This window comes from Sphingomonas sp. Ell38C01 (assembly GCF_055231975.1).
Window position 1 is genome coordinate 3,662,222 of sequence record NZ_JBUYVA010000001.1, and the last position, 20,099, is coordinate 3,682,320.

Annotated in this window: 14 protein-coding genes and 1 pseudogene; 7 read left to right on the plus strand and 8 right to left on the minus strand. The window is 64.8% G+C overall.

The features are described from left to right. Positions 1-15 precede the first annotated feature (15 nt). The 4 genes from ACV7NO_RS17265 (at position 16) to ACV7NO_RS17280 (ending at position 6,098) form a co-directional block, all read left to right on the plus strand. Positions 16-1,134, plus strand: coding sequence for an ABC transporter substrate-binding protein (locus ACV7NO_RS17265; RefSeq protein WP_463407180.1), 1,119 nt, complete (start codon positions 16-18; stop codon positions 1,132-1,134). Further along, a complete protein-coding gene (locus tag ACV7NO_RS17270) occupies positions 1,131-1,925 on the plus strand; it encodes an ABC transporter ATP-binding protein (protein ID WP_463407181.1) in 795 nt (264 codons plus the stop codon). Before ACV7NO_RS17265 ends, ACV7NO_RS17270 begins: the two co-directional genes overlap by 4 nt. A 170-nt stretch (positions 1,926-2,095) precedes the next feature. Then, positions 2,096-5,095, plus strand: a complete 3,000-nt coding sequence (locus ACV7NO_RS17275; protein WP_463407182.1) for a TonB-dependent receptor plug domain-containing protein — start codon at positions 2,096-2,098, stop codon at positions 5,093-5,095. Positions 5,096-5,180: 85 nt separating this feature from the next. Further along, positions 5,181-6,098: a LysR family transcriptional regulator gene (locus ACV7NO_RS17280; protein ID WP_463407183.1), complete on the plus strand. Its 918-nt coding sequence runs from the start codon at positions 5,181-5,183 to the stop codon at positions 6,096-6,098. 348 nt (positions 6,099-6,446) lie between these two features. Here the strand turns inward: ACV7NO_RS17280 and ACV7NO_RS17285 are convergent. The 7 genes and pseudogenes from ACV7NO_RS17285 to ACV7NO_RS17315 form a co-directional block, all read right to left on the minus strand. Further along, positions 6,447-7,162 (minus strand): annotated as a pseudogene (locus tag ACV7NO_RS17285) (IS6 family transposase). A gap of 207 nt (positions 7,163-7,369) precedes the next feature. Further along, on the minus strand, positions 7,370-8,539 hold the full coding sequence (locus ACV7NO_RS17290) for a hypothetical protein (protein ID WP_463407184.1): 1,170 nt from the start codon (positions 8,537-8,539) through the stop codon (positions 7,370-7,372). 238 nt (positions 8,540-8,777) lie between these two features. After that, the gene (locus tag ACV7NO_RS17295) at positions 8,778-10,322 is read right to left on the minus strand and encodes a hypothetical protein (protein ID WP_463407185.1); all 1,545 of its coding nucleotides are present in this window, start codon (positions 10,320-10,322) and stop codon (positions 8,778-8,780) included. A gap of 19 nt (positions 10,323-10,341) precedes the next feature. Then, positions 10,342-11,163: a hypothetical protein gene (locus ACV7NO_RS17300; RefSeq protein WP_463407186.1), complete on the minus strand. Its 822-nt coding sequence runs from the start codon at positions 11,161-11,163 to the stop codon at positions 10,342-10,344. A 68-nt stretch (positions 11,164-11,231) separates the two neighbouring features. Next, on the minus strand, positions 11,232-11,963 hold the full coding sequence (locus ACV7NO_RS17305) for an SDR family NAD(P)-dependent oxidoreductase (protein WP_463407187.1): 732 nt from the start codon (positions 11,961-11,963) through the stop codon (positions 11,232-11,234). Then, positions 11,960-12,934 carry a mannonate dehydratase gene (locus ACV7NO_RS17310; RefSeq protein WP_463407188.1) on the minus strand — a complete coding sequence of 325 codons (975 nt, stop codon included), beginning with the start codon at positions 12,932-12,934 and terminating at the stop codon, positions 11,960-11,962. Before ACV7NO_RS17310 ends, ACV7NO_RS17305 begins: the two co-directional genes overlap by 4 nt. Positions 12,935-12,945: 11 nt before the next feature. After that, positions 12,946-15,900: a TonB-dependent receptor plug domain-containing protein gene (locus ACV7NO_RS17315; RefSeq protein ID WP_463407189.1), complete on the minus strand. Its 2,955-nt coding sequence runs from the start codon at positions 15,898-15,900 to the stop codon at positions 12,946-12,948. A gap of 323 nt (positions 15,901-16,223) precedes the next feature. Between ACV7NO_RS17315 and ACV7NO_RS17320 the strand changes: the two genes are divergently transcribed. From ACV7NO_RS17320 to ACV7NO_RS17330, 3 genes are read left to right on the plus strand one after another with little or no spacing between them, the layout of a single operon-like run. Continuing rightward, positions 16,224-17,492 (plus strand): MFS transporter, encoded by a 1,269-nt coding sequence (locus ACV7NO_RS17320; protein WP_463407190.1) that lies wholly within the window; start codon positions 16,224-16,226, stop codon positions 17,490-17,492. Further along, positions 17,479-18,327: an SMP-30/gluconolactonase/LRE family protein gene (locus ACV7NO_RS17325; protein WP_463407191.1), complete on the plus strand. Its 849-nt coding sequence runs from the start codon at positions 17,479-17,481 to the stop codon at positions 18,325-18,327. The genes ACV7NO_RS17320 and ACV7NO_RS17325 overlap by 14 nt, the downstream gene beginning before the upstream one ends. Continuing rightward, a complete protein-coding gene (locus ACV7NO_RS17330) occupies positions 18,324-19,295 on the plus strand; it encodes a PEP-CTERM sorting domain-containing protein (protein WP_463407192.1) in 972 nt (323 codons plus the stop codon). Before ACV7NO_RS17325 ends, ACV7NO_RS17330 begins: the two co-directional genes overlap by 4 nt. Here ACV7NO_RS17330 and ACV7NO_RS17335 read toward each other — a convergent pair. Beyond that, entirely contained in the window at positions 19,279-20,094 is an 816-nt protein-coding gene (locus tag ACV7NO_RS17335; RefSeq protein WP_463407193.1) for an IclR family transcriptional regulator, read from the minus strand. The genes ACV7NO_RS17330 and ACV7NO_RS17335 overlap by 17 nt on opposite strands. Positions 20,095-20,099: the final 5 nt, after the last annotated feature.

Consider the following 20,099-nt stretch of genomic DNA (forward strand, 5'->3'; position numbering starts at 1 on the left):
AGGGGAGACGCGCTGATGCCGCCACGTTCCAAATACGGTCTGCTGGCGATGCTGCTGGTATCGATCCTCGCCGCCATCGCATTGTGGCCGCGCAAGGAAGCGCTGCCGACGGGGGGCAAGCGCCTGACCCATGTCACCTATGCCATCGCCACCGCCGACCTCAATGTCGGCTATCCCTTCGCAACCTTGCCCAACGCGCTCGGCTACTTCCGCGACGAAGGCCTCGAGGTGACCGTCGTCCCCGGCCAATCGACATCGGCAGTGATCCAGCTGTTGCTGTCGGGCCGCGCCGACGTCGGCGTCGCTGTTCCTGAATCGGTGATGATTCAGCGCGCCACCACCGGTGCCCCGCTGATCTCATTCTTCACCGCCTCGCGCATCAATGGCGGCGGCATGGTCGTCCGCGATGATTCGCCCGTGCGGACCATCGCGGATCTGCGCGGCAAACGCATCGGCACGCCCGATTATGGCAGCGGCGGCTATTTCGCCTTGCGCCGCAGCCTGACCACCGCGAACATTGCCGAGAACGAGATCAGGCTGATCGCTACCGGCTATGGTACGCCATCGTACGAGGCGGTGCAGCGCGGCGATGTCGATGCCACCTACATCCATGGCGCCGGTTTCGCCCGCGCATTGATCGCCGGCTACAAGTTCCGCTTGCTGCCGCGCAGCCAGGACGAGGTCAGCCGCTACAGCTTCAACCTCTATGCCCGCACCGATTACATCGCCGCGAACCCGCAAGTGATCGCCGCGATCGGTCGCGCCACCGCCAAGGCGACGGTGTTCCTCAAGACCAACCCTCAGGCAGCGGTGCGGATTTTCTGGGATCAATATCCCGATCGCGCACCCAAGGATCGCAACGATCCGGAGGCCTTCCGCACCGATCTCGCGATCCTGACGGCACAGATGGCCGATCTCCAGACCAGCCTGCCGGTCGATTTCGCCTGGGGCAGCCATGATCCGGCGACCATCACGCGGATGCAGGACGACATGCTGCGCTTCGGCCAGATCAAGGCGCCGATCGACCTCAACGACTATTTCACCAACAAGTTCGTCGCCGACTATAATCGCTTCGACCACAAGGCGATCGTCCGCTCGGCGCGGAGCTGGACCGCCAAGGGGGCACGCCCATGACCCAGATTTCGAAGGGCATCTCGTTCCAGGGCGCCGGCAAGGAATATGTCACCCGCGCCGGCCAGCCGCTACTTGCGCTCGAAAAGGTCGATCTCGAAATCGCGGCCGGCGAGTTCGTCAGCGTGCTCGGGCCCAGCGGCTGCGGCAAGACTACGCTGATGCGGATGGTCGCCGGATTGCTCACCCCGAGCTGGGGCACGGTCCGCGTCTCCAACGAAGCCGTGGCGCGCCCGCGCCCCGATATCGGCGTGGTGTTCCAGCAGCCTTTGCTGCTGCCCTGGCTGAGCGTGCTCGACAATGTCCTGGTCCCGGTCACCGTCCAGGGCCGCCGCCGCCGCGACTATCTCGACCGCGCGCACGAACTGATCGCGATGGTCGGGCTCAGGGGGTTCGAGAAGCGCCTGCCCGCCGAGTTGTCGGGCGGGATGCAGCAGCGCGTCGCCCTCGCCCGCGCGCTGGTCCACGATCCGGCGGTGCTGCTGATGGACGAACCGTTCGCCGCACTCGACGCGATGACTCGCGAGACGATGAACCACGAACTCCAGCGCATCTGGCTCGAGCAGAAGAAGACCGTATTGTTCATCACCCACGGCATCGGCGAAGCGGTGTTCCTCGGCGATCGCGTCGTCGTCATGACCAGTCGGCCGGGCAAGGTTTCGGCGGTGATCGACATTCCTTTCGCGCGCCCGCGCGACACGACCCTGCTGGTCACCCCCGAATTCGCCCGCTGCGTCGAGGACATCCGCGCCATTTTCAACCACGCGCACGAGGGCGAAGCCGCAGCTGCCTGAAACACCTGCCGTTCTCGAAATGAGGACCGCACGAAGCATATTCGGCGCTGGAATGTGACAATTCCGCTGCGCATCATGATCTCATTAAGCCGGGAGATGGCCAGATAACCGTCTGACCTAATGGGGGAATTACTGTGTCGCACATGCAGCAGCCAATCGCATCACCGGAGATGATTCACGCCGCCGACACAGCGCCGAGCTCGGCCAGGTCAAACCGCATCAAGGGCGTCTCCAGACTGCCCTTCGTCCTCGCTTCGCTGTTTGCCGCGCCGGCGCTGGCGCAGCAGACCCCCGCGGATCCTACGGCCCAGACCGACAAATCCGTGGCACCCGCGCCCGAGGAAACCATCGTCGTCACCGGATCGCGCATCCGCAATCCCAACAACACCAGCATTAGCCCGGTCAATACCGTCTCTGGGGAAGACCTCACCGTGCGCGGCGCAACGCGCGTCGAGGAACTGATCAACACTTTGCCCCAGGCCTTTGCCGACCAGGGCGGCAGCAACCGCGGCGGCGGCACCGGCGCCAGTGGCACCGCGACGATCAATCTGCGCAACCTAGGCAACCAGCGCACCCTGGTGCTGATCGACGGGCGCCGACTGATGCCGGGCGATCCCGATCGCGTCTCGGCGCAGGCGCCCGACATCAACAACGTCCCCGCCACGCTCGTTCAGCGCATCGACGTCGTCACCGGCGGCGCCTCGGCGGTCTATGGCTCGGACGCGATCGCGGGCGTCGTCAACTTCATCATGAAGCGCAATTTCGAGGGCGTGCAGCTCGACGGGCAATACGGCCTGTTCCTCCACAACAACGATAATCCGATCCGTAGCGTCGCCGCCTTGGCCGGCTCACCCGCACCGAGTGGCCGGACCGCCGATGGCGGCCAGTCGAGCCTGTCGCTGACGCTCGGCAAGAATTTCGCCGCCGGCCGCGGCAACGTCACTGCCTATGGCAGCTATCGCAAGATCGAGGGCGTCAGCACCGGCGACCGCGACTATACAATCTGCGGCCTCACCGCCGGCGTCACCGCCTATAGCTGCGCGCTGTCGGGCTCGACCAGCCCGACCCAGTTTCAGTTGCGCACCAACGCCGGCATCGGCCGCGGCAACTACATCCTCGATTCGGCGACCGGCAACACGCTGCGCACCTATGCCACCGCGGACGGCTATAATATCGGGCCCACCTACGACCTGCAGGCGCCCGACGAGCGCTACAATGCCGGGATCATGGCGCATTTCAAAGTGTCGCGGGCGCTCGATCTCTACGCTGACGCGATGTTCATGAACGACCAGGCCAACATCAAGATTTCGCCGACCGCGACCTTTTCGACGGTCTTCTCGCTTAATTGCGACAACCCGCTGATGTCGGCGCAGGAGCGCACTCTGATTTGCACCTCGGTCGGGCTTGTCGGCGCCGCCAATGCCAGCGTCGCGCTCGGCAACCGCAACGTCACCGGCGGCTCGCGCTTCGATTATGTCCGCCACCGCGCCTATCGTGGCATCGTCGGCGCCCGCGGCGAGTTCGCGCCCAACTGGACCTACGACGTCTACGCCCAGTATGGCCGCACCGACTACCGCTCGCATTACGTCAACGATTATTCGCTCGACCGCGTCCGCAACGCGCTCCAGGTCGTCGCCGGCCCCGGCGGCGCACCGACCTGCAAGTCGGTGATTTCCGGCACCGACCTCGCCTGCGTGCCATTCAACATCTTCGCGGTAGGCGGCATCACCCAGCAGGCGCTGAACTATGTGCAGGTCCCCGCCGACGAAACCGGCTTCACCCGCGAGACCGTCATCAGCAGCTCGGTGAGCGGCGATCTCGGCTTCGCCAGCCCGTTCGCCAAATCCAATCTCGCCGTCGCGGTCGGCGCCGAATACCGCGAGGAAGCCTTGGGCCTGTCGCCGGACGCGGCATGGCAATCGGGCAACCTTTCGGCGGCAGGCAAGAAGCTGCCGATCTCGGGCAAATACACCGTCAAGGAGGTCTACGGCGAAATCCGCGTCCCGCTGATCGATGACGTGACGTTGTTCCACTCACTTTCGCTCGAAGGCGGCATCCGCTATTCGGATTATACCAATTCGGGCGGCAACACCTCGTACAAGATCGGTGGCGACTGGGCGCCGGTCTCCGGCTTCCGCATCCGCGCCAGCTATCAACGCGCGGTACGCGCGCCCAACCTGATCGAATTGTTCGCGCCGCAGCGCCAGTCGATCTTCACCGTGCTCGATCCGTGCGAAGGTACGACCCCGGTCAACTCGCTGGCGGCGTGCCAGCGCACCGGGTTGACCGCGGCGCAATACGGCACGCTGCCCCCTTCCAACGGCCAGGCGCTCGGGACGCTGATTGGCGGCAATCCCAATCTCAGCCCAGAAACCTCGAACACCAGGTCGGTCGGCTTCCAGCTCACCCCGGGCTTCCTGCCGCGGCTGTCGATCTCGGTCGATTATTACAACATCAAGGTGAAGGATCTGATCGGCACGATCCCGATCAACCTGTCCCTGGCGCAATGCATCACCACCGGCGCCGCTTATTTCTGCGGGCTGATCCACCGCGATCCGGCCTCGGGCTCGCTGCTCCAGGCACCGGGCGTCTATGTCTCAAGCACCAGCCTCAATACCGGCTCGCTGGCAACTTCCGGCGTCGATGTCTCGGTCAATTACCGCCAGCAACTCGGCGACGTGTTCGGTGGCGATCCCGGCCGCATCGATCTCGCCTTCGCCGGCACCTATACCAATAAGTACCGCGTCCAGAGCCTGCCCAATCTCGGCTCGTACGATTGCGCCGGCTTGTTCGGCGCGACGTGCGGCCAGCCGATCCCCGAATGGCGCCACCGCGCGCGGCTGAGCTGGACGTCGCCATCCAACCTCCAGCTTTCGGCAACCTGGCGGCACATCGCCCGCACGCATAACGACAAGTCGAGCACCAGCCCGTTCCTCGCCGCCACCTATCGCGCCTATGACGGTACGTTGCCCACGATCGACTATTTCGACTTCGCCGGCAGCGTCACGATCGACCAGTTCACCCTGCGCGCCGGCGTCAACAATGCCTTTGACATCGACCCGCCGGTCACCGCCAGCCTCGGCGGCCAGACCTCGAACGGCAGCTTCTATGCCGGCATGTATGATCCGCTCGGCCGCTACGCCTTTGTCGGCGCGACCGTGAAGTTCTGAGACTTGCAACCAAAGTGACTTGTTCGTGGATCGGTGCGACCGCTAGACGTTTCTAGGCGCCCGATCGCCGGCCGGGCGCCTGGAGATGATCATGTTCTCGCGGTTCACCCGCTATTTCGAAGAGGTCGCGCGGTCCGGCTCGATCCGCCGCGCGTCCGAACGCCTCCATATCGCGCCCTCGGCGGTCGATCGTCATATCCTCAAGATGGAAGAAGAACTCGGCGTGCCGCTGTTCGAACGCAGGCCGCAAGGGCTGCGGCTGACCGCGGCCGGCGAAGTGCTGGTCGATGCGATCCGCCGCTGGCAGCGTGACCTCAAGAACGTCAAGGCACAGATCGATGACCTCCAGGGTCTCAAGCGCGGCGAAGTCTCGATCGCGCTGGCCGAAAGCAGCGTCGATTTCCTCGCGCGCAGCATCAAGTCGTTCAAGCTCGATTATCCCGGCATCTCGTTTGGCATGCGCGTCAACACCTCGGGGTCGATCATCGACATGGTGCTAAGCGGCGACGCCGATATTGGGCTGACCTTCAATCCGCCCAATTCGCACGCGCTGCGCATAGAGCGCGCGTTGATCTTCCAGATCGGGGCAGTGGTATCGTCGGCGCATCCTTTGGCCGATGCCGAAGAGCTCGAGCTCGCCGATTGCGCCGATTACCCTCTGGTCATTCCGGTCGAGGGCTTCCGCCTGCGTGCAATCTTTGACCAAGCCTGGGCCAAGACCGTCGGCGGCAAGGAGCGCTTCTCGATCTCGGTCAACAATATTGGGCTGATGAAGCGTCTGGTCGAGGACGACAACAGCATCGCCATGCTAACGCGGATCGACGTGATCAAGGAAATCGAGGCCGGGACGATGCGCTTCATCCCGCTCAAGGGCTTCAAAATCCCGCTGTCGGTCTTCTCGCTGATCACCGCCAACGGCCGCACGCTGCCCGCGCCAGCGGTGCTGTTGGTCCAGCATATCTGCAAGTCCATGACCGAGCTCGATGCCCCGCTAGTCGGGTGACATATCCTGGTCACGCTTGGGAAGAGCGCTCCTTTCGAGCCCAGTCCGAGGTTGCGGCGAAATGGCAGCTTTGAAGATTGTGGGTCTGGCCTCTAAACGACCATAATTGGAACGTTGCTGACCGCTCGTAACGTACCAACTAAGAGCCACTAGAACGGATTCCGATCAGTCCTGGTCATAGCCGCTGACCTGCTCCCCAGAATTCATGCCATTGGTAAGTTAGCTCGTCAGATGGAGACGAGTGATGCGGCGAGGCCGATTTACCGAGGATCAGATCATTGGTGGGTGCTGTCAGTCTAACGCGAACCGCTCTCCACAGGATGCGTTTCGGGCTTTGGGTACAGCGGTCTAGCTGGCGAGGATCTGCCACTCGGCCAGCGCGGCTGAGCGTCGTTCCTTGTAGGTCTGTCGGTCGACGAGATGGCGTTCCAGGCTGAAATGGTTGTGGACGTTGGCATGTACCGAGGCGAACTTCTGGAGCGTCTTCATCCGCCGAAAACGCTGCATCGCTCGTTCTCGTCGTCGGAACGGCAGGTGGGAGTTCTCCACCCGGTTGTTGGCCCAGCGACCGACCTCCTGCTTCTCGGCATTGCCCAGGTCCTTCATCGCCGCGCGGTACGAGCGAAGGCCATCGGTGGTGACCTTGTTTGGCGTGCCGTGGCGCTTGAGCGCCTTCTTCATGAAGGTGAACGCTGCGTCCTTGTCACGGGTCCTGGTGATGTAGCTTTCGAGGATCTCACCCTCATGATCGACCGCACGCCAGAGATACACCATCTCGCCGTTCGGCTTCACGTACATCTCGTCCATGTGCCAGCGCCAGTGCCGGAAACCCAGCACCCGGCTCGCCCGCGGCGGCGGATGTCGCCTGCGAACAGCGGACCGGACCGGTTCCACCACATCCGTACCGTCTCTTGGCAGATGTCGATCCCGCGCTCGAACAGCAGATCCTCCAAATTGCGCAGCGACAGCGGGAAGCGCACGTACATCAGCACCACCAGCCGGATCACCTCGGCCGACGAGTTGAAGTAGCGAAACGGGCTGTCAGGTTTGCGCGGGCGAGGCATCTGCGCGCCCTATCCCCCCCTGCCCTAAACGATCGGTGCACTTGGTCTGACAGTGCCATCCGGCATATTGGGAGCGCTCCTGCTGGCCCAGCAGGCAAGGGCCGAAGACGTCAATCAGGCTGGCGACCCGACCGTTCCGCGAAATGTCCTCAGCTAAATCCAGGCGTACGTGAAGATGGCCAGGGCAATAGCATCCGACGAAGCTCGTCAGCCAGGAAAAGCGATCCTAGCCAACTCGGCCGATGAGAGCGTCCGGTTGAAAACAGCAAATCCCGAAAGGTCGATCTGGGATCCGAAATCCAGCCCGTGGTCGCCTACCCCCGGCGCACGCCCGAACGTGAACGGCGCGCCCGCCCGTGTCGTGTAGGACAGATCATTTGCGATCCGACTCCAGCCCTTCTGGGTCCGCACCTCCAGCGATGCGGCGACATGGCCTTCCGAAGCAGGCTTGAAGATTACGATCGGCTCGTTCCTGTCGACCTCAAACGCCGCGGTATCGCCCGCCGTCACGCAGCCTCTCACGCGAAAGTCGAGCAGACCCTCCCTGCCGATCTGCTGATACTCGAGGAAGCCCGCGCCGAAATCTATCGCCAGTCGGTGCTCAGCGACCGTCCCGTCCTTGTAATCGAAACCGGAGAATTTCAGCAGGGTGGAGTCCGGATGGAATATCTTGTCCGGAAACCGGATCGGATTCGCCGGCAAGGCCTCGTTGATACCCAGCGCGTCGGCCATGACCGGGTCGGTAAGCGACATGACGGAAGCAACGCCGTTCTTGTACGCCGTCACCTCGTCCGACGCCGGGTCGAACGTCATCGCAACCGATACCCACTCGCCGGTTTCGATCGCGGCCCCGTCGATCGCACGGGTCCTGGCATATTGCGCACCTTCGGCGGTCGATTGCGGGTAACAGGCAGCGCCGGTGGCCGACACATGCGCGATGACGCCGGGTTGTTCGAAAAGCCCGCCAAACAGCGCCACCTGCCGACGACCGCCATATCGATCCCATCCGCCTTCATCCCATATTCCGCCGATCAGGTGCCGCGCCCCGGTGAAGCGCAGCCACGCCACCATCGTGAATGCCTGCCGGCGATTGATGTCGAGCAGCGACCCCTCGAACATTTCGCGCGGAAGGATCCCGAACAGGTGCCCTTGGTTCAGCCTGATCGATCGGCCGAAATGACCGGCGTCTGGAAACAGCAAACGGGCGGCGCCGTCATAGGGCCATCGCGAAATCGGATAGGCAGTGTCGTCTCCCACCTGCCCCAACAGGAACGGCAGCGGAGTGATGTCCAGCGATGCATCGCACCGCGACACAATGTCGCAATTCTCGGTGTCCGCGAACGACCAGAATGCGACCAGACCGGGAAGACGGGACACCGTCTCCACACGGCTTCGCATGAGCTTTACCGGCAACATCGCGCAATCCCTTTATGCCGCAGCCTTGGCGGCGCTGTGCTGATGACGAGGCAAGGCAGCGCGCCCGGCATCTGTTGGGCGAGTCCGTTTGCGCAGCGTGGCGACCGACGGTGCCGGTCGCGAATTCAAATTACCGGCCGGGCCATAGAAAGGTGCCGGGCGGGTCTTGTGACGACCGCCGGCGACAGGGGCCTGTGCCTTATGGGTAGGTCGGAGGCTTAGCTCGGTCGAGCGCGGGAAGGTTGTTGCCCACGCCGAACGTGCCGCCGACGGTGACGCCGGGGCCGAACAGGGGCCACGGCCGCGATCCGAAATAGGGAGGTTTCGTGGTGGTGTAGAGAGAAGCCGGGTAGGTCCAGCTTGCGGACGCCTGACCATATGCCACGGTCGAGCCGATCTTGTTGGCCCCGACCCATAGATCTTGGGTCGTCGGCGAAATCGGCATCGCGTCGGTCAAATTTCCGATAATCGTGGGGCTGACATGGGGAAAGTTTCCCGCTTCGACCGGCCCCGCAATACGCAACTCGCTTCCGCTATAATTCTGCAGATTGTTGCGAAATGCCACGTTCCACAGTCCCTGATACTGTTCGGCATTGGGGTCCGAGCGGCCATCGAAGTCCAGGTCCACGCCCATATTGGACTCGAACAGGGAATTGTGGACGGTGAAGCCATGCGTATCGAGTGATCCGTATCCGCCGTTGAAGGCGGGTTCGGCGGAATTCAGCGAGACGACGCTATGGTTCGCGCCGTTCGACAGGATGAAATGATGCCGCATATTCCAGACCTTGTTGTCCGTCACGCGGTTCCGGGTGGCGTTGCCGGTGATCGTGATCCCGTATGCCTGGCCACCGCCGCCATAGGCATAGGCGTCGTGGATGAAACTGCTGATGACGACGACGTCCATTGACCAGAGGCTCGCGATACCGCCCCGTTCCAGCCAGGAGCTTTCAACCTCGCGGGCCATCCCGTTCTTGACGAAGGCAAATTTGATATTGTGGGTTCCAGCCGCATCGGCGGCACGATCGCGATAGACCGAAATCCCGCGAATCCCGACGTTGCGGATCACCGATACGGGCTTGATCTTCGGATCGCTGACCATGTCGAGGTCGATGCTGGGCGACACAACAATCTTGTTTCCCGAGATGGAGATGATCTCTCCCATCTGTCCATAGGTATAGGTGCCAAGATGCGGCCCGAAGGACTTGTCATAGAGGTGGACGATGCTGCCAAGCGTCAGGCCCGCGGCGCTTGCGAGCGTCACGGTGTTGTCGCCACGTTGGGGAAGACCGACGACATCGACCTCCGCGCCGATCCCGGGCCCCGAAAACGATACCTCACCGTTCTCGATATCCTCGGTCTTTATCAAAAAGCGCGTGGCGCCGACGCCGGCACCCTGAAGTAGGACGTTGGATTCGGTGACGGAAAGGTGGCTGTAGAGATAGAAGGCGCCGGCCGGAAACTGCAGGATGCGATTGCCCGAGGTTGCCGCGACGATCGCCTCGATCCGCGCCGCCGCATCGATCGAGGACGTGTTCGGGGTAATGACGTTGGCCGCCCCGACATCGGCCGCCGATGTGACATCCAGCGTCGACCAGCCCGTGGTCGAGAAGATCTGGACATTGGCGAAACCGTCGGTGGGGAACCGCGACCGTATTGCCGACAGGCTCTTGTAATCGGATATCTGCGCCGTCGCCGCCGTGCCGGGCAGGAGGGCGAGCGCGCAAGCCGCTAGAAAATACCTCATGGTTCCTCCTGGAAGTTGGTCATTGCGGGGGCGGCCCGGCGTTTTGGATGATGGTGCTTCGCGATCGGCGGCGAATGTCCAGCGTGACCGACCGATCAAGGAACGCCCTTTGCGCACCGGCTCGCTGCGCTGCCACGAAGGTCAGTACGGGCTGCCCATCCGGCAGACAGGCCGGGCGCGCGCCGATGCGAACACTTCGGCCGGCGTCGATCTCGACCGTTGGATCGCGCGCGTATCGCTCGGCGGCGGCGGACACTTTCGCCGCCTTGCGGGCTTGCGCCAGCCGGGTGAACAATGCGCGGCGGTATCGGTCCGCCATTGTCGTACGGGTCGCGAAACCATTGGCGATGGCATGGCGCACCAGCGCCGGATCAAGCCTGGGGTCGGCGGCGAAACGGTCGACCGGAACGTTGGACGGTCGCGGACCGATCGGGGCCATCGCCGTCTGGAGGCGGGCGATCCGGACCGCCGGCGTCCGCAGGCTGTCGTCAGCAATCGCGGGATCGACGAGATCGCGATACGCCGCCCGGATCAGCGTTTCACGCCACAGGGCGGCGCGATCCACGTCCAGTGCGATCGGCCGCGTCATCGCCAGTTGCTCGGTGCCCAGGTCGAGGTCGTCGACAAAGCCGCAGAGCATCTCCGTCCGGGTTTCGGCATCGGCCGTGTCGAAGTCTCGCGGTGATCCCCCGCTGTCATCGATCCAGCGCAGCAGGTCGGACTGCGTGACGGCGATGCCCCCCGGCAACATGGCCAGTGCAGGATTGCGCGCATCCGGCGCGGTCAGCGTCTGCGCAACCGAAACCAGCGCGGGCGGCGGAGGCGGCGCCATGTGCGCCATGCCTGGCGCGGGCAGCGTCAGCAGCGCAGCGGCACAAGCGATCGAACAGGGTGCGCACCGCCGGGACATCACGCGCCCATGCCGCCGTCGACCGCGATATCCTGACCCGTGATATAATCGGCCGCAGGCGAACAAAGGAACGACACCAGCGAGGCGACCTCCTCGACCCCGCCCAGGCGGCCCGCCGGTATCTCGGTCAAGACGCTCGCACGATATGCAGGATCGGCCAGCGCCTCGGCGTTGCGGCCCGTCAGGACGACGCCGGGGGCGACGTTGTTGACGGTGACCCCCCGCGACGCGACCTGCCGCGCCAGATTGGCGGCCAAGTGCGCCTGCCCCGCCTTCGTGGCAGCGTAGATCGGCATGTCGGGCCGCGGCCGGCGCTGCTGGACACTCCCGATCGTCACGACCCGGCCCCAACCGCGCGCCATCATCGGCGGGATCAGCGCCTGCATCAGCGCAAAGGCCGCGCCCATGTTGACGGTCAACATCCGCACGACATCCTGATCGCTGACCTCGGCGAAGGTCGCCCGGGTCTGGATCGCGACCGTGGAGACGACGATGTCGATCGTCGGTGTCCGCGCCATCGCACGCGCGGCCAGAATGGCGCCGCCATTGGGTTGGGCCAGATCGCCGTCGATCCAGTCGTCGGCTACAATGCCCTGCGGCGGCGCTAGCTCGAGCCCGTGCCGGATGACGCGCGCGCCGCACCGGGTGAGCGCATCGGCTATCGCAGCGCCGATGCCGTCGCTCGACCCGGTCACAAGGGCGGTCCGGCCGGCAAGCGCGAGGGCGGTCACGAGCGGGCTACCGCGTGCAGCAGGCCCTTCATATAGCCCATGGTAAAAATCATGCCTTCGGCACTGTAGCCAACGCTGGTGCCGCCGTTGAAGGTCGCGGCCTCCGCCGTCATGTCAGGCGCGTGATCGGGCCGTATATACCCGTCGAACCCGACCGCGCGATAGGTGGCGAACATCGCCGCCATATCGGTATGGCCATCGTCGGGGAATGTCTCCACGAAGTCCTCGGCAGTGCCCCGCAGGTCGCGGACGTGGACGAACGCGATCCGCCCCGCCTCCCCCCAGCGGCGCGCCAGCCCCGGCAGGTCCGGCTCGATCAAGCTGTAGGTACCCTGGCAAAAGGTCAGCCGATGCGCCGGACTGTCGGACAGCGCCAGGGCCCGGTCCACACCTGCAACCGTGGTGAAGATGCGCGCGACCCCGTCGATCGTGGCGAGCGGCGGATCGTCGGGATGCAGCCCCATGACAACGCCCGCCGCCTCCGCGGCATCGACGACACCTGCGATGAAATAGCGGTAGTTGGCCCAGAGCGCCTCCGCGTCGATGACCGCGTCGAAACGCGCCTGCGCATCGACGTCGTGGCGATATCCCGTCACGGTCGCGCCGCCGCGTGCGGGAACGTCGAAGCGATTGCGCAGCCAGCCCAGCGGCATCCAATTGTAGCAGAGCAGCCCGATTCCACACGCGCCCATGTTCGAGAGCATGGCGCGATACCGGGCAATGTCCTCGTCTCGGCCCGGCAGACCCAGCTTGATACGGGTCATGTCGAACTGATCGCCCTCCAGGCCGGCGATCTCAAGACCGCCGGCCCGGTAGCGCGCCACCTGACGATCCAGCGCCGCTGGATCGTCGATGGCGAGATCCCCGGTCAGCTCCGGCGCCAGCTTGGCGATCGCATGGGTGACCCCCATCTGCCGCGCGTTGCCCCAGCGCCGGTCGTGCGGTGGAGTGAGAAGCATCGTCGGGATCATCGCCGGTGTCCTTAAAAGCGCGCGACGCCCGAAACGTAGAAGAAGCGTCCGCGCACGTCGTACACCCCACCGGCGACGGTGCCACCGGATACCGTACGCGACGGGTTCGTCACGATCGGCGGTTGTCTGTCGAACACGTTCTGAAGACCGAAATCGAGCCGGAGGTTGCGCGCGGCGTCGACGCTGAACTGCGCATCGTGAATGAAATATTTCGGAACCACGTTGTTGAGCGCGGCGGCACCCGTCGCGGTCGTGTCGGCAATGCTGCGGGAGACGAAACGGGTATCCCAGCTGAAACGCCCCGACCCGAGCGCGATCGTCGCGCCGCCCTGCACGCGGTGACGCGCATCGCCGACCTGCGACACACGCCGGTCGACCGCGGCGCCTTCGCGGGCGATGAAATCGTGCTTGAGCAACAAGGCATAGCTGCCACGCAGATTGAGCCGCGCCGGCGCTCCACCGATCGTGCCGAGGCCGAACCCGTACAGGAGCTGGACGTCGACGCCCGCGACCTCCTCGGTAGCGGCGTTGAACAACTGGTTGTTGACCCCGATCAGCTGACCGTTAACCGGGTCGCGCGCCACCCGGTCGCAGAACACGGCGGGCAGACCGACCTGATCGTAGCATTGGTTGACGGTGTCCTGCACGCTGAGGTTCGAGATCACCCGATCGATCTTGATCTGGTAATAATCCGCCGAAAGCGACAATCCGCGCAGGAACGATTGCGGCGTCAGGACCACGCCGCCGGTGTAGGTACGCGCCTTTTCCGCGGTCAGATCGGGGTTGCCCGAATTTTGCGACGCCACGGTGTCGCGCTGGATCTGGCTCTGGTTCAGGGTAGCGGCCAGCGCGCCGAGCGCGGCGTTGCAATTCGTGGCGCGCGTGCCCGACAGCGTGATCGGAGCACCGGCGTCGGTGAAGCGATCGCACGGATCGAAGGCGGAGCTGTTGGCCCGGCTGCGTGGTGCGCGCAGTTCGTTGATGTTGGGCGCGCGGACGGCCGTACCCGTGGTGCCGCGCAAGCGTAGCCAGTCGTCCACCATCCAGTCGACCCTGACGTTGTAGGTAAACTCCGTGCCGATGGTGCTGTAGTCGCTGTAGCGCGCGGCGCCCCCGAGACTGAGCGCGCGGAAGAACGGAAGATCGCGCAGCAGCGGCAGCCGAACCTCCCCGAATTGCTCGGTAACGGTGTAGCTGCCGTCGGATGCATCGAGGAAGCGGACCGAGCTGGACCGGTCGAGGTTGGAGGCTGCCGGATCGTACCGCACTGATTCGCGGCGGTATTCGGCGCCGCCCACGACGGTGGCGTCACCGCCCGGAAGCGCGAACAGGTCGGCGCTGACATAGCCCGAGACGACGTCCTGCGTCGCCTTCGTCACGGACACCGACGGAACTCGTGCATAAGCCAGGAACGCCGGCGATATGGAGTTGATGCCGAACACGTTCAGCGGGGTGCAGCCGAGCGCGCGGAAGCGCGCATCGGCGCAACGATCGTCTGACAGGATCGTCGGCGTGCCGTTATTGTCGACGTTCAGCGCCGCGGCCAGGCGGAACCGATCGAGAACCTCGGTATCCTCCTGGACCGCGCGCACGGTGCCGTGCTGGTAATAGACGTCGTAGTTGACACCTGGCGCAAGCTCGCCGCGCACCCCCCCGACGATCCGGAACGTCTCGCGCTCGACGTCGATGCTGCGGTTGCCCGACTCCGAGATTCGGCGAAGCACCTGCACCCCGGTCGCGGGAACCGCGCCGATGGTGGGGATCAGCGGCAGGAGGAAGGGGTTGTTCGCGGGGATGGCAGGAGCGTCGGCGGGCGATTCAGCCTCGGTACCCAGACGCGGCAGCCCCTGGAAGAAGATGACCTGCGGCTCGATCTGGAGATTGGTCGTGGTGTTGGCGTAGCCGGTTTCGAAATAGACCTCCATGCGCGGTGCGCGACCGTCTCCTTCGATCAGCGAATAGCGGCCATTGGCGGACACCAGAAAGCGTTCGTTGGCCGCAAGCTGGCTGCGCTCCGGCGCGCGCTGGTAGCGCGTCTCGGTCAGCGGCTGCCCCGCGGCGCGGACAAGCCGGTTCTGGAGATCGAAGATGAAGGTGCCGTTGGCGCCGCCCGATATCGTGCCGCCGGGAATGCCGGTCGATCCGCCGGCCAGGTCGACACGGTTGTTCAGGCCGTCGGCGAGGCCATAGGCGCGGTCGCCCGCAATCACGCCGTCGTCGTCGCTATATTCAGCCCCGATGGTGAAACGCCCGCGATCGTCCGCGAACCGGCCCCCCAGCACCGCGCTGACTTGCCGCTGCCCGCCATCGCCGCGGCTCGAAATGCCCGAACGGTCCGATACCATCAGGCCGTCCACATCATCCTTCAGGACGATGTTGACCACGCCGCTGACCGCGTCGGCGCCATAGACGGCCGACGCCGCGCCGGTGACGACATCGATTCGCGCGATCATCGAGCTGGGAATGGAATTGAGGTCGACCGAGGACGTCCCGGGGTCCCCGCCGACATGGCGGCGATTGTTGACCAGCACCAGCGTCCGCTGAACGCCCAGGTTTCGCAGGTTGACGAGTTCGACGCCCGTATTGAACCCGGCGGCGGCGGTGTTGGAATTCTGGTTCGAATTGCCGAAGGTGCTGCCGAACTGGGGAAGATCGGTCAGCAGCTCGGATGCGAGCGTCACGCCGGCGCGTTCGATCGCCTCCTCGCCCACCGACTGGATCGGCGCCTCCGACACGACGTTCTGAGACCGGATGCGCGACCCTGTGATGACGATATCGTCACCGGCGCTCGTGCCCGGTCCCTCGCCCGTGACAGGTTCCGTCAGGATGGTGCCAGGCGGGGTGCCGGGGGGCTGGACCGCAGGCGCATCGACGGTCTGCGCGAACGCCGACTGCGCGGCCAACGCGAATGCCAGTGCTCCGGCGCCTGCGGACCAGTGACAAAGAGCGATGCTGCGACTGGACATTTACTTACTCCCCCAAAAGATACGCCGCTTTGATTGCGGTCGGTCGATACTTCACAACACATCGCGTCGAACGCTTGCATGAGGCCGGACACGCCGTCCTGACCCCGTCACCGTGGATCGACCGCCGTGCGTTGCCGGCCATCGACGACGTGGGCGAGGCCCGGATCGCCGATCGATCCGCATTGTGACGGTCGCCATAACCCGAACCACGACTTAGTCAATTCAAATGCGATCATTATTCCTTTTTGAACCGCTAGGCTTTGAAATTGAATGCTGGTACGGACTCGGTCAAGTCACAAAAGTGACCGCGGGAGTGAAGGTCAATGTATCCAAAGGTCGATGCGAAGCGTGATGACGGGGCCGATCGTGCCGATGGCGGCCAAGCCGATTGGGGCATCATCGGGCTGCTCTGGGTGGCATTCTTCCTCAATCAGGCGGATCGACAGGTCTTCAACGTCGTCCTGCCGCTTATCCAGGCCGATCTTGACCTGTCCAGCCAGGCTGTCGGCGCGATCGCAACCGTCTTCACGATCGTACTGGGCGTGCTGGTGCCGGTCGCCGGGCTGGCGGGCGACTTGTTCGACCGTCGCCGTATAGTGGTATTCAGCCTGGTTCTGTTCAGTCTCGGTACGCTGGCTACCGGTTTCGCGTCCGGGCTCATCGCACTTATCCTGCTGCGTGGGGTAGCGACCGGCGGCGGCGAGGCCTTTTATGCACCGGCCGCCGCGTCCCTCATCAGCGAAACGCACGACCGGACCCGCGCCCGCGCCTTGTCGATCCACCAGACCGCGAACTATTCGGGCATCGTCCTGGGATCACTGTTGAGCGGATGGATCGCGGAGAATTACGGCTGGCGTGTCACCTTCCTGGTCTATGGCATCGGCGGTCTGATATGGGCGGCGATATTCCACTGGCGGACACGGCGCGGTGGATTGCCCGGGCCAGCACCTGCGGCGCGTAGCCGTCTCAATGTTGCGCCGTTCGGCGAAGCGATCCGGTTGATCGCCTCGCGCCCGCTGCTTATCGTGCAGCTCGTCGCGTTCGGCGCGATGGTGTTCGGCACGGTCGGCTTTCTGACCTGGACGCCGACGCTTTTGCGGGAACGGTTCGGCTATGGCATTACCGCGGCGGGGTTTCATGCCGTTCTGTGGCATTATCTGGCGGCGTATGTCGGCGTGCTCGGCGCAGGCGTGCTGACCGACCGCCTGGTTTCGCGCTGGCCGCGGATCCGGTTGATGACGATGGGAGCGGGACTGGTCGCGTGCACGCCGTGGATCCTCCTTGCCGCGGCCGCGACGACACCGCTGGTCATGTTCGTGGGGCTGGCTGGCTTCGGCGTGGCGCGCGGGGTGTATGATGCCAATCTGTTCGCCGCGATCATCGACATGGTGGAGGACCGGCTGCGATCGACGGTCGTCGGACTGCTCATCTCGTCAGGGTTTCTGCTTGGCGCCGTTGCGCCATGGACGATGGGCGCGATGAAGGAGAATTACGGACTGACCGGCGGCTTCGTCCTGATCGCCGCCGTTTTCCTGGCGGCCGGAATTCTGCTGCTCGTGGCCGTCGCGGCACAGCGCCGTGCTGTGCGATGATGCCGCGGCGCAGGATGCGCCACGCGTCATCGCGCAAGGGCTTCGATTTCCCGAAGGCCCCGCCTTCGCGACCGATGGCCGTCTGTGGTGCGTCGAAATGCGCGGCGGCGCGCTGGCGCGCCTGACGAGCGATGGCTCCGGGCAGTACGGGATCGAGCGGTTCGACGTCGGCGGCGAGCCGAACGGCCTGACGATGTCCAGCGACGTACCGTGGTTTTGCGACGCCGCCGGATCGATACGGCGGCTCGATGGCGCGGCGGCGCCCGCGATCGTCCTGCCGCAAGATCATCCGCCGCTACGCAGGCCCAACGATCTCGCCTTCGATGCGGGCGGAACGCTGGTCTTCACCTGCCCGGGCCTGCCGACGGGCGAGCGGCACGGCCAAATATGGTGCCTCGATCCGTCGGGGGAGACGACGCTGCTCGCGGACGAGATGTGTTTTCCTAACGGGCTTGCGTTCACGCCGGACGGGGATGAGCTGATCGTGGCGGAGACGCTGACGGGACAGCTGTGGCGCGGCGCGTGGGATGGCGCGACGGCGACATGGCGCTCGCGCCGCCCCTGGGCCCGCCTGCCGATCCCGATCGGACCGGACGGGATGGCCTTTGGCCCGGATGGGGTCCTGTACGTCGCGCTTTATGGCCGCGGGGAGATCCATGCCGTCACCGAAGACGGCAATACGCGCGTCTGCCTGCGGACCCCCGGTTCCCGGCCGACCAACCTCGCCTTCGATCCCGGCGGGCCTCTGGGACTGGTCGTGACCGAAGCCGAGCGGGGCGAACTGCTCGCCTATCCGCTCGCGTCGCTAAATGGTGCGTGGGAGAAACGCCGATGAGGTTGCCGTACCTGACCACGTCCATCCTCGCGCTCTTGCTCCTCGCGTTGCCCCTCGCCGCGCAGGCTCGCACCGCGGCGGTGCCGCGCCCGGATGCCACGCCGGCATCGCGCACGATCCTGTTCGTGGGCAACAGCTTCACGCAAGGCGCGCATTCGGCGCTGCGCAACTGGCGCGCCGACAGTGTCGAGGACCTCAACCGGACGCGGCTGGGCGGGGTGCCGGCATTGTTCGCGGCCTTCGCGCAACAACGGGGGTTGCGATACGCGGTCGCCCAGGAAACCATCGGGGGAAAATCGCTCGCCTTCCACCATGCCGAACGCCGCGATGTCATCGACCGGCACTGGGATGTCGTGGTGCTACAGGAATACAGCACGCTCGACCGCGAGCGCCCGGGTGACACGACGCGATACAAGGCGGGCGTCGCGGATCTGACGCGGCTGTTCCGGGGGCGCAATCCACAGGTCGCGATCCACCTCATGGCGACATGGAGCCGGGCCGATCTCGTCCATGCCGCGACGGGCCGCTGGCATGGGCAGCCGATCGCCAGAATGGCGCTCGATCTTCGCGCCGCCGCCGACGATGCGGTGGCGGCGATCCCCGGGCTGATGGGCGTGGTGCCGGTGGGAGAAGCGTGGAACCGCAGCTTCGCCACCGGCGTCGCGGACCCCGATCCCTATGACGGGAAGACCCGTGGCCAGGCAAATCTATGGGCATATGACGACTATCACGGCAGCATCGAAGGCTATTACCTCGAAGCCCTCGTGACGTTCGGCGCCGTGACGCGGGACGATCCCCGCTGGCTCGGCCGGGGCGAACGGGCGGCGGACGAACTGGGCATCGATCCCGCGGTCGCGGTCGCGTTGCAGCAGATCGCATTCGACCAACTGGCAGCGGAAGGGACGTGGCCGCTGCACGTCCTTGTGTCATCGCGCGATGCCCCTCTTCCGTCTAGCGGGGTGAGGTAACTGGCAGGACGGGCGAGACGCCACGCGCCAAACGCGCCGAAACGTCCGAGGCGGTATCACGCAGGACCTGCATGATAGGGACGAGGAACTCCCCCTCGCGCGGCTTGGGGAAGAAGGTGACGCTCAGCGCGCCCAGGACTGCACCACCCGGCCCCAGTACGGGCGCGGCCACGGCGTGGACGTTGCTCGTCCATTCTCCACGATCGAAGCTGATGCCCGTTTCCCGGATTTGCGCCAATTCACGTTCGAGGACCGCCGCGTCGACAATCGTCGCGTCCGTGTGACGGGAGAGCGGCTCGCCAAGGACGGCGTTCCGCTGCGCCGCGGGCGCATGGGCCAGCAGCAGCTTCGAGGCGGCGCCCGCGTGCAGCTCGAACGTACTTCCCAGACGCGACGTAGGCGCGAACGGATCGGTGCCGATCTCGAGCGCCACGACCTTGGCGAACCCTTGGTCCAGGATCGTGAACTTGCTCGTCTCGCGCGTCTGCTCCGACAAGCTTTTCAACACAGGGCGAATAGTCGCCAGCAGATCGTCGAGCGTCATTTCCATCGTTACGGACGCGGCCAAGCCCTTGATCCGCAAACCCAGCCGATAACCTCCTTCCGGCGAACGATAAAGAAGGCCGTGATGAACCAGAGTGTTCAGGATGCGATAAACCGTCGAGCGCGACAATTTCGTCTCCGCGACGATCTGCGCAATCCGCGGTTCTTTATGCGGTTCCTCCTCCAGGAACGTCAGAATTTCCATCATCTTCTCGATGACGGGAACGCGGTATCCAAGCGTCGCATCCGCGTCCAAATCAA

Excerpts from the sequence above, each read along its gene's own strand:
- ACV7NO_RS17330 (WP_463407192.1), top strand. The coding sequence starts at position 18,324 with ATGAGGTTGCCGTACCTGACCACGTCCATCCTCGCGCTCTTGCTCCTC.
- ACV7NO_RS17280 (WP_463407183.1), top strand. The coding sequence starts at position 5,181 with ATGATCATGTTCTCGCGGTTCACCCGCTATTTCGAAGAGGTCGCGCGG.
- ACV7NO_RS17315 (WP_463407189.1), bottom strand. The coding sequence starts at position 15,900 with ATGTCCAGTCGCAGCATCGCTCTTTGTCACTGGTCCGCAGGCGCCGGA.
- ACV7NO_RS17300 (WP_463407186.1), bottom strand. The coding sequence starts at position 11,163 with ATGGCGCACATGGCGCCGCCTCCGCCGCCCGCGCTGGTTTCGGTTGCG.
- ACV7NO_RS17275 (WP_463407182.1), top strand. The coding sequence starts at position 2,096 with ATGATTCACGCCGCCGACACAGCGCCGAGCTCGGCCAGGTCAAACCGC.
- ACV7NO_RS17320 (WP_463407190.1), top strand. The coding sequence starts at position 16,224 with ATGTATCCAAAGGTCGATGCGAAGCGTGATGACGGGGCCGATCGTGCC.
- ACV7NO_RS17295 (WP_463407185.1), bottom strand. The coding sequence starts at position 10,322 with ATGAGGTATTTTCTAGCGGCTTGCGCGCTCGCCCTCCTGCCCGGCACG.
- ACV7NO_RS17310 (WP_463407188.1), bottom strand. The coding sequence starts at position 12,934 with ATGATCCCGACGATGCTTCTCACTCCACCGCACGACCGGCGCTGGGGC.
- ACV7NO_RS17265 (WP_463407180.1), top strand. The coding sequence starts at position 16 with ATGCCGCCACGTTCCAAATACGGTCTGCTGGCGATGCTGCTGGTATCG.
- ACV7NO_RS17270 (WP_463407181.1), top strand. The coding sequence starts at position 1,131 with ATGACCCAGATTTCGAAGGGCATCTCGTTCCAGGGCGCCGGCAAGGAA.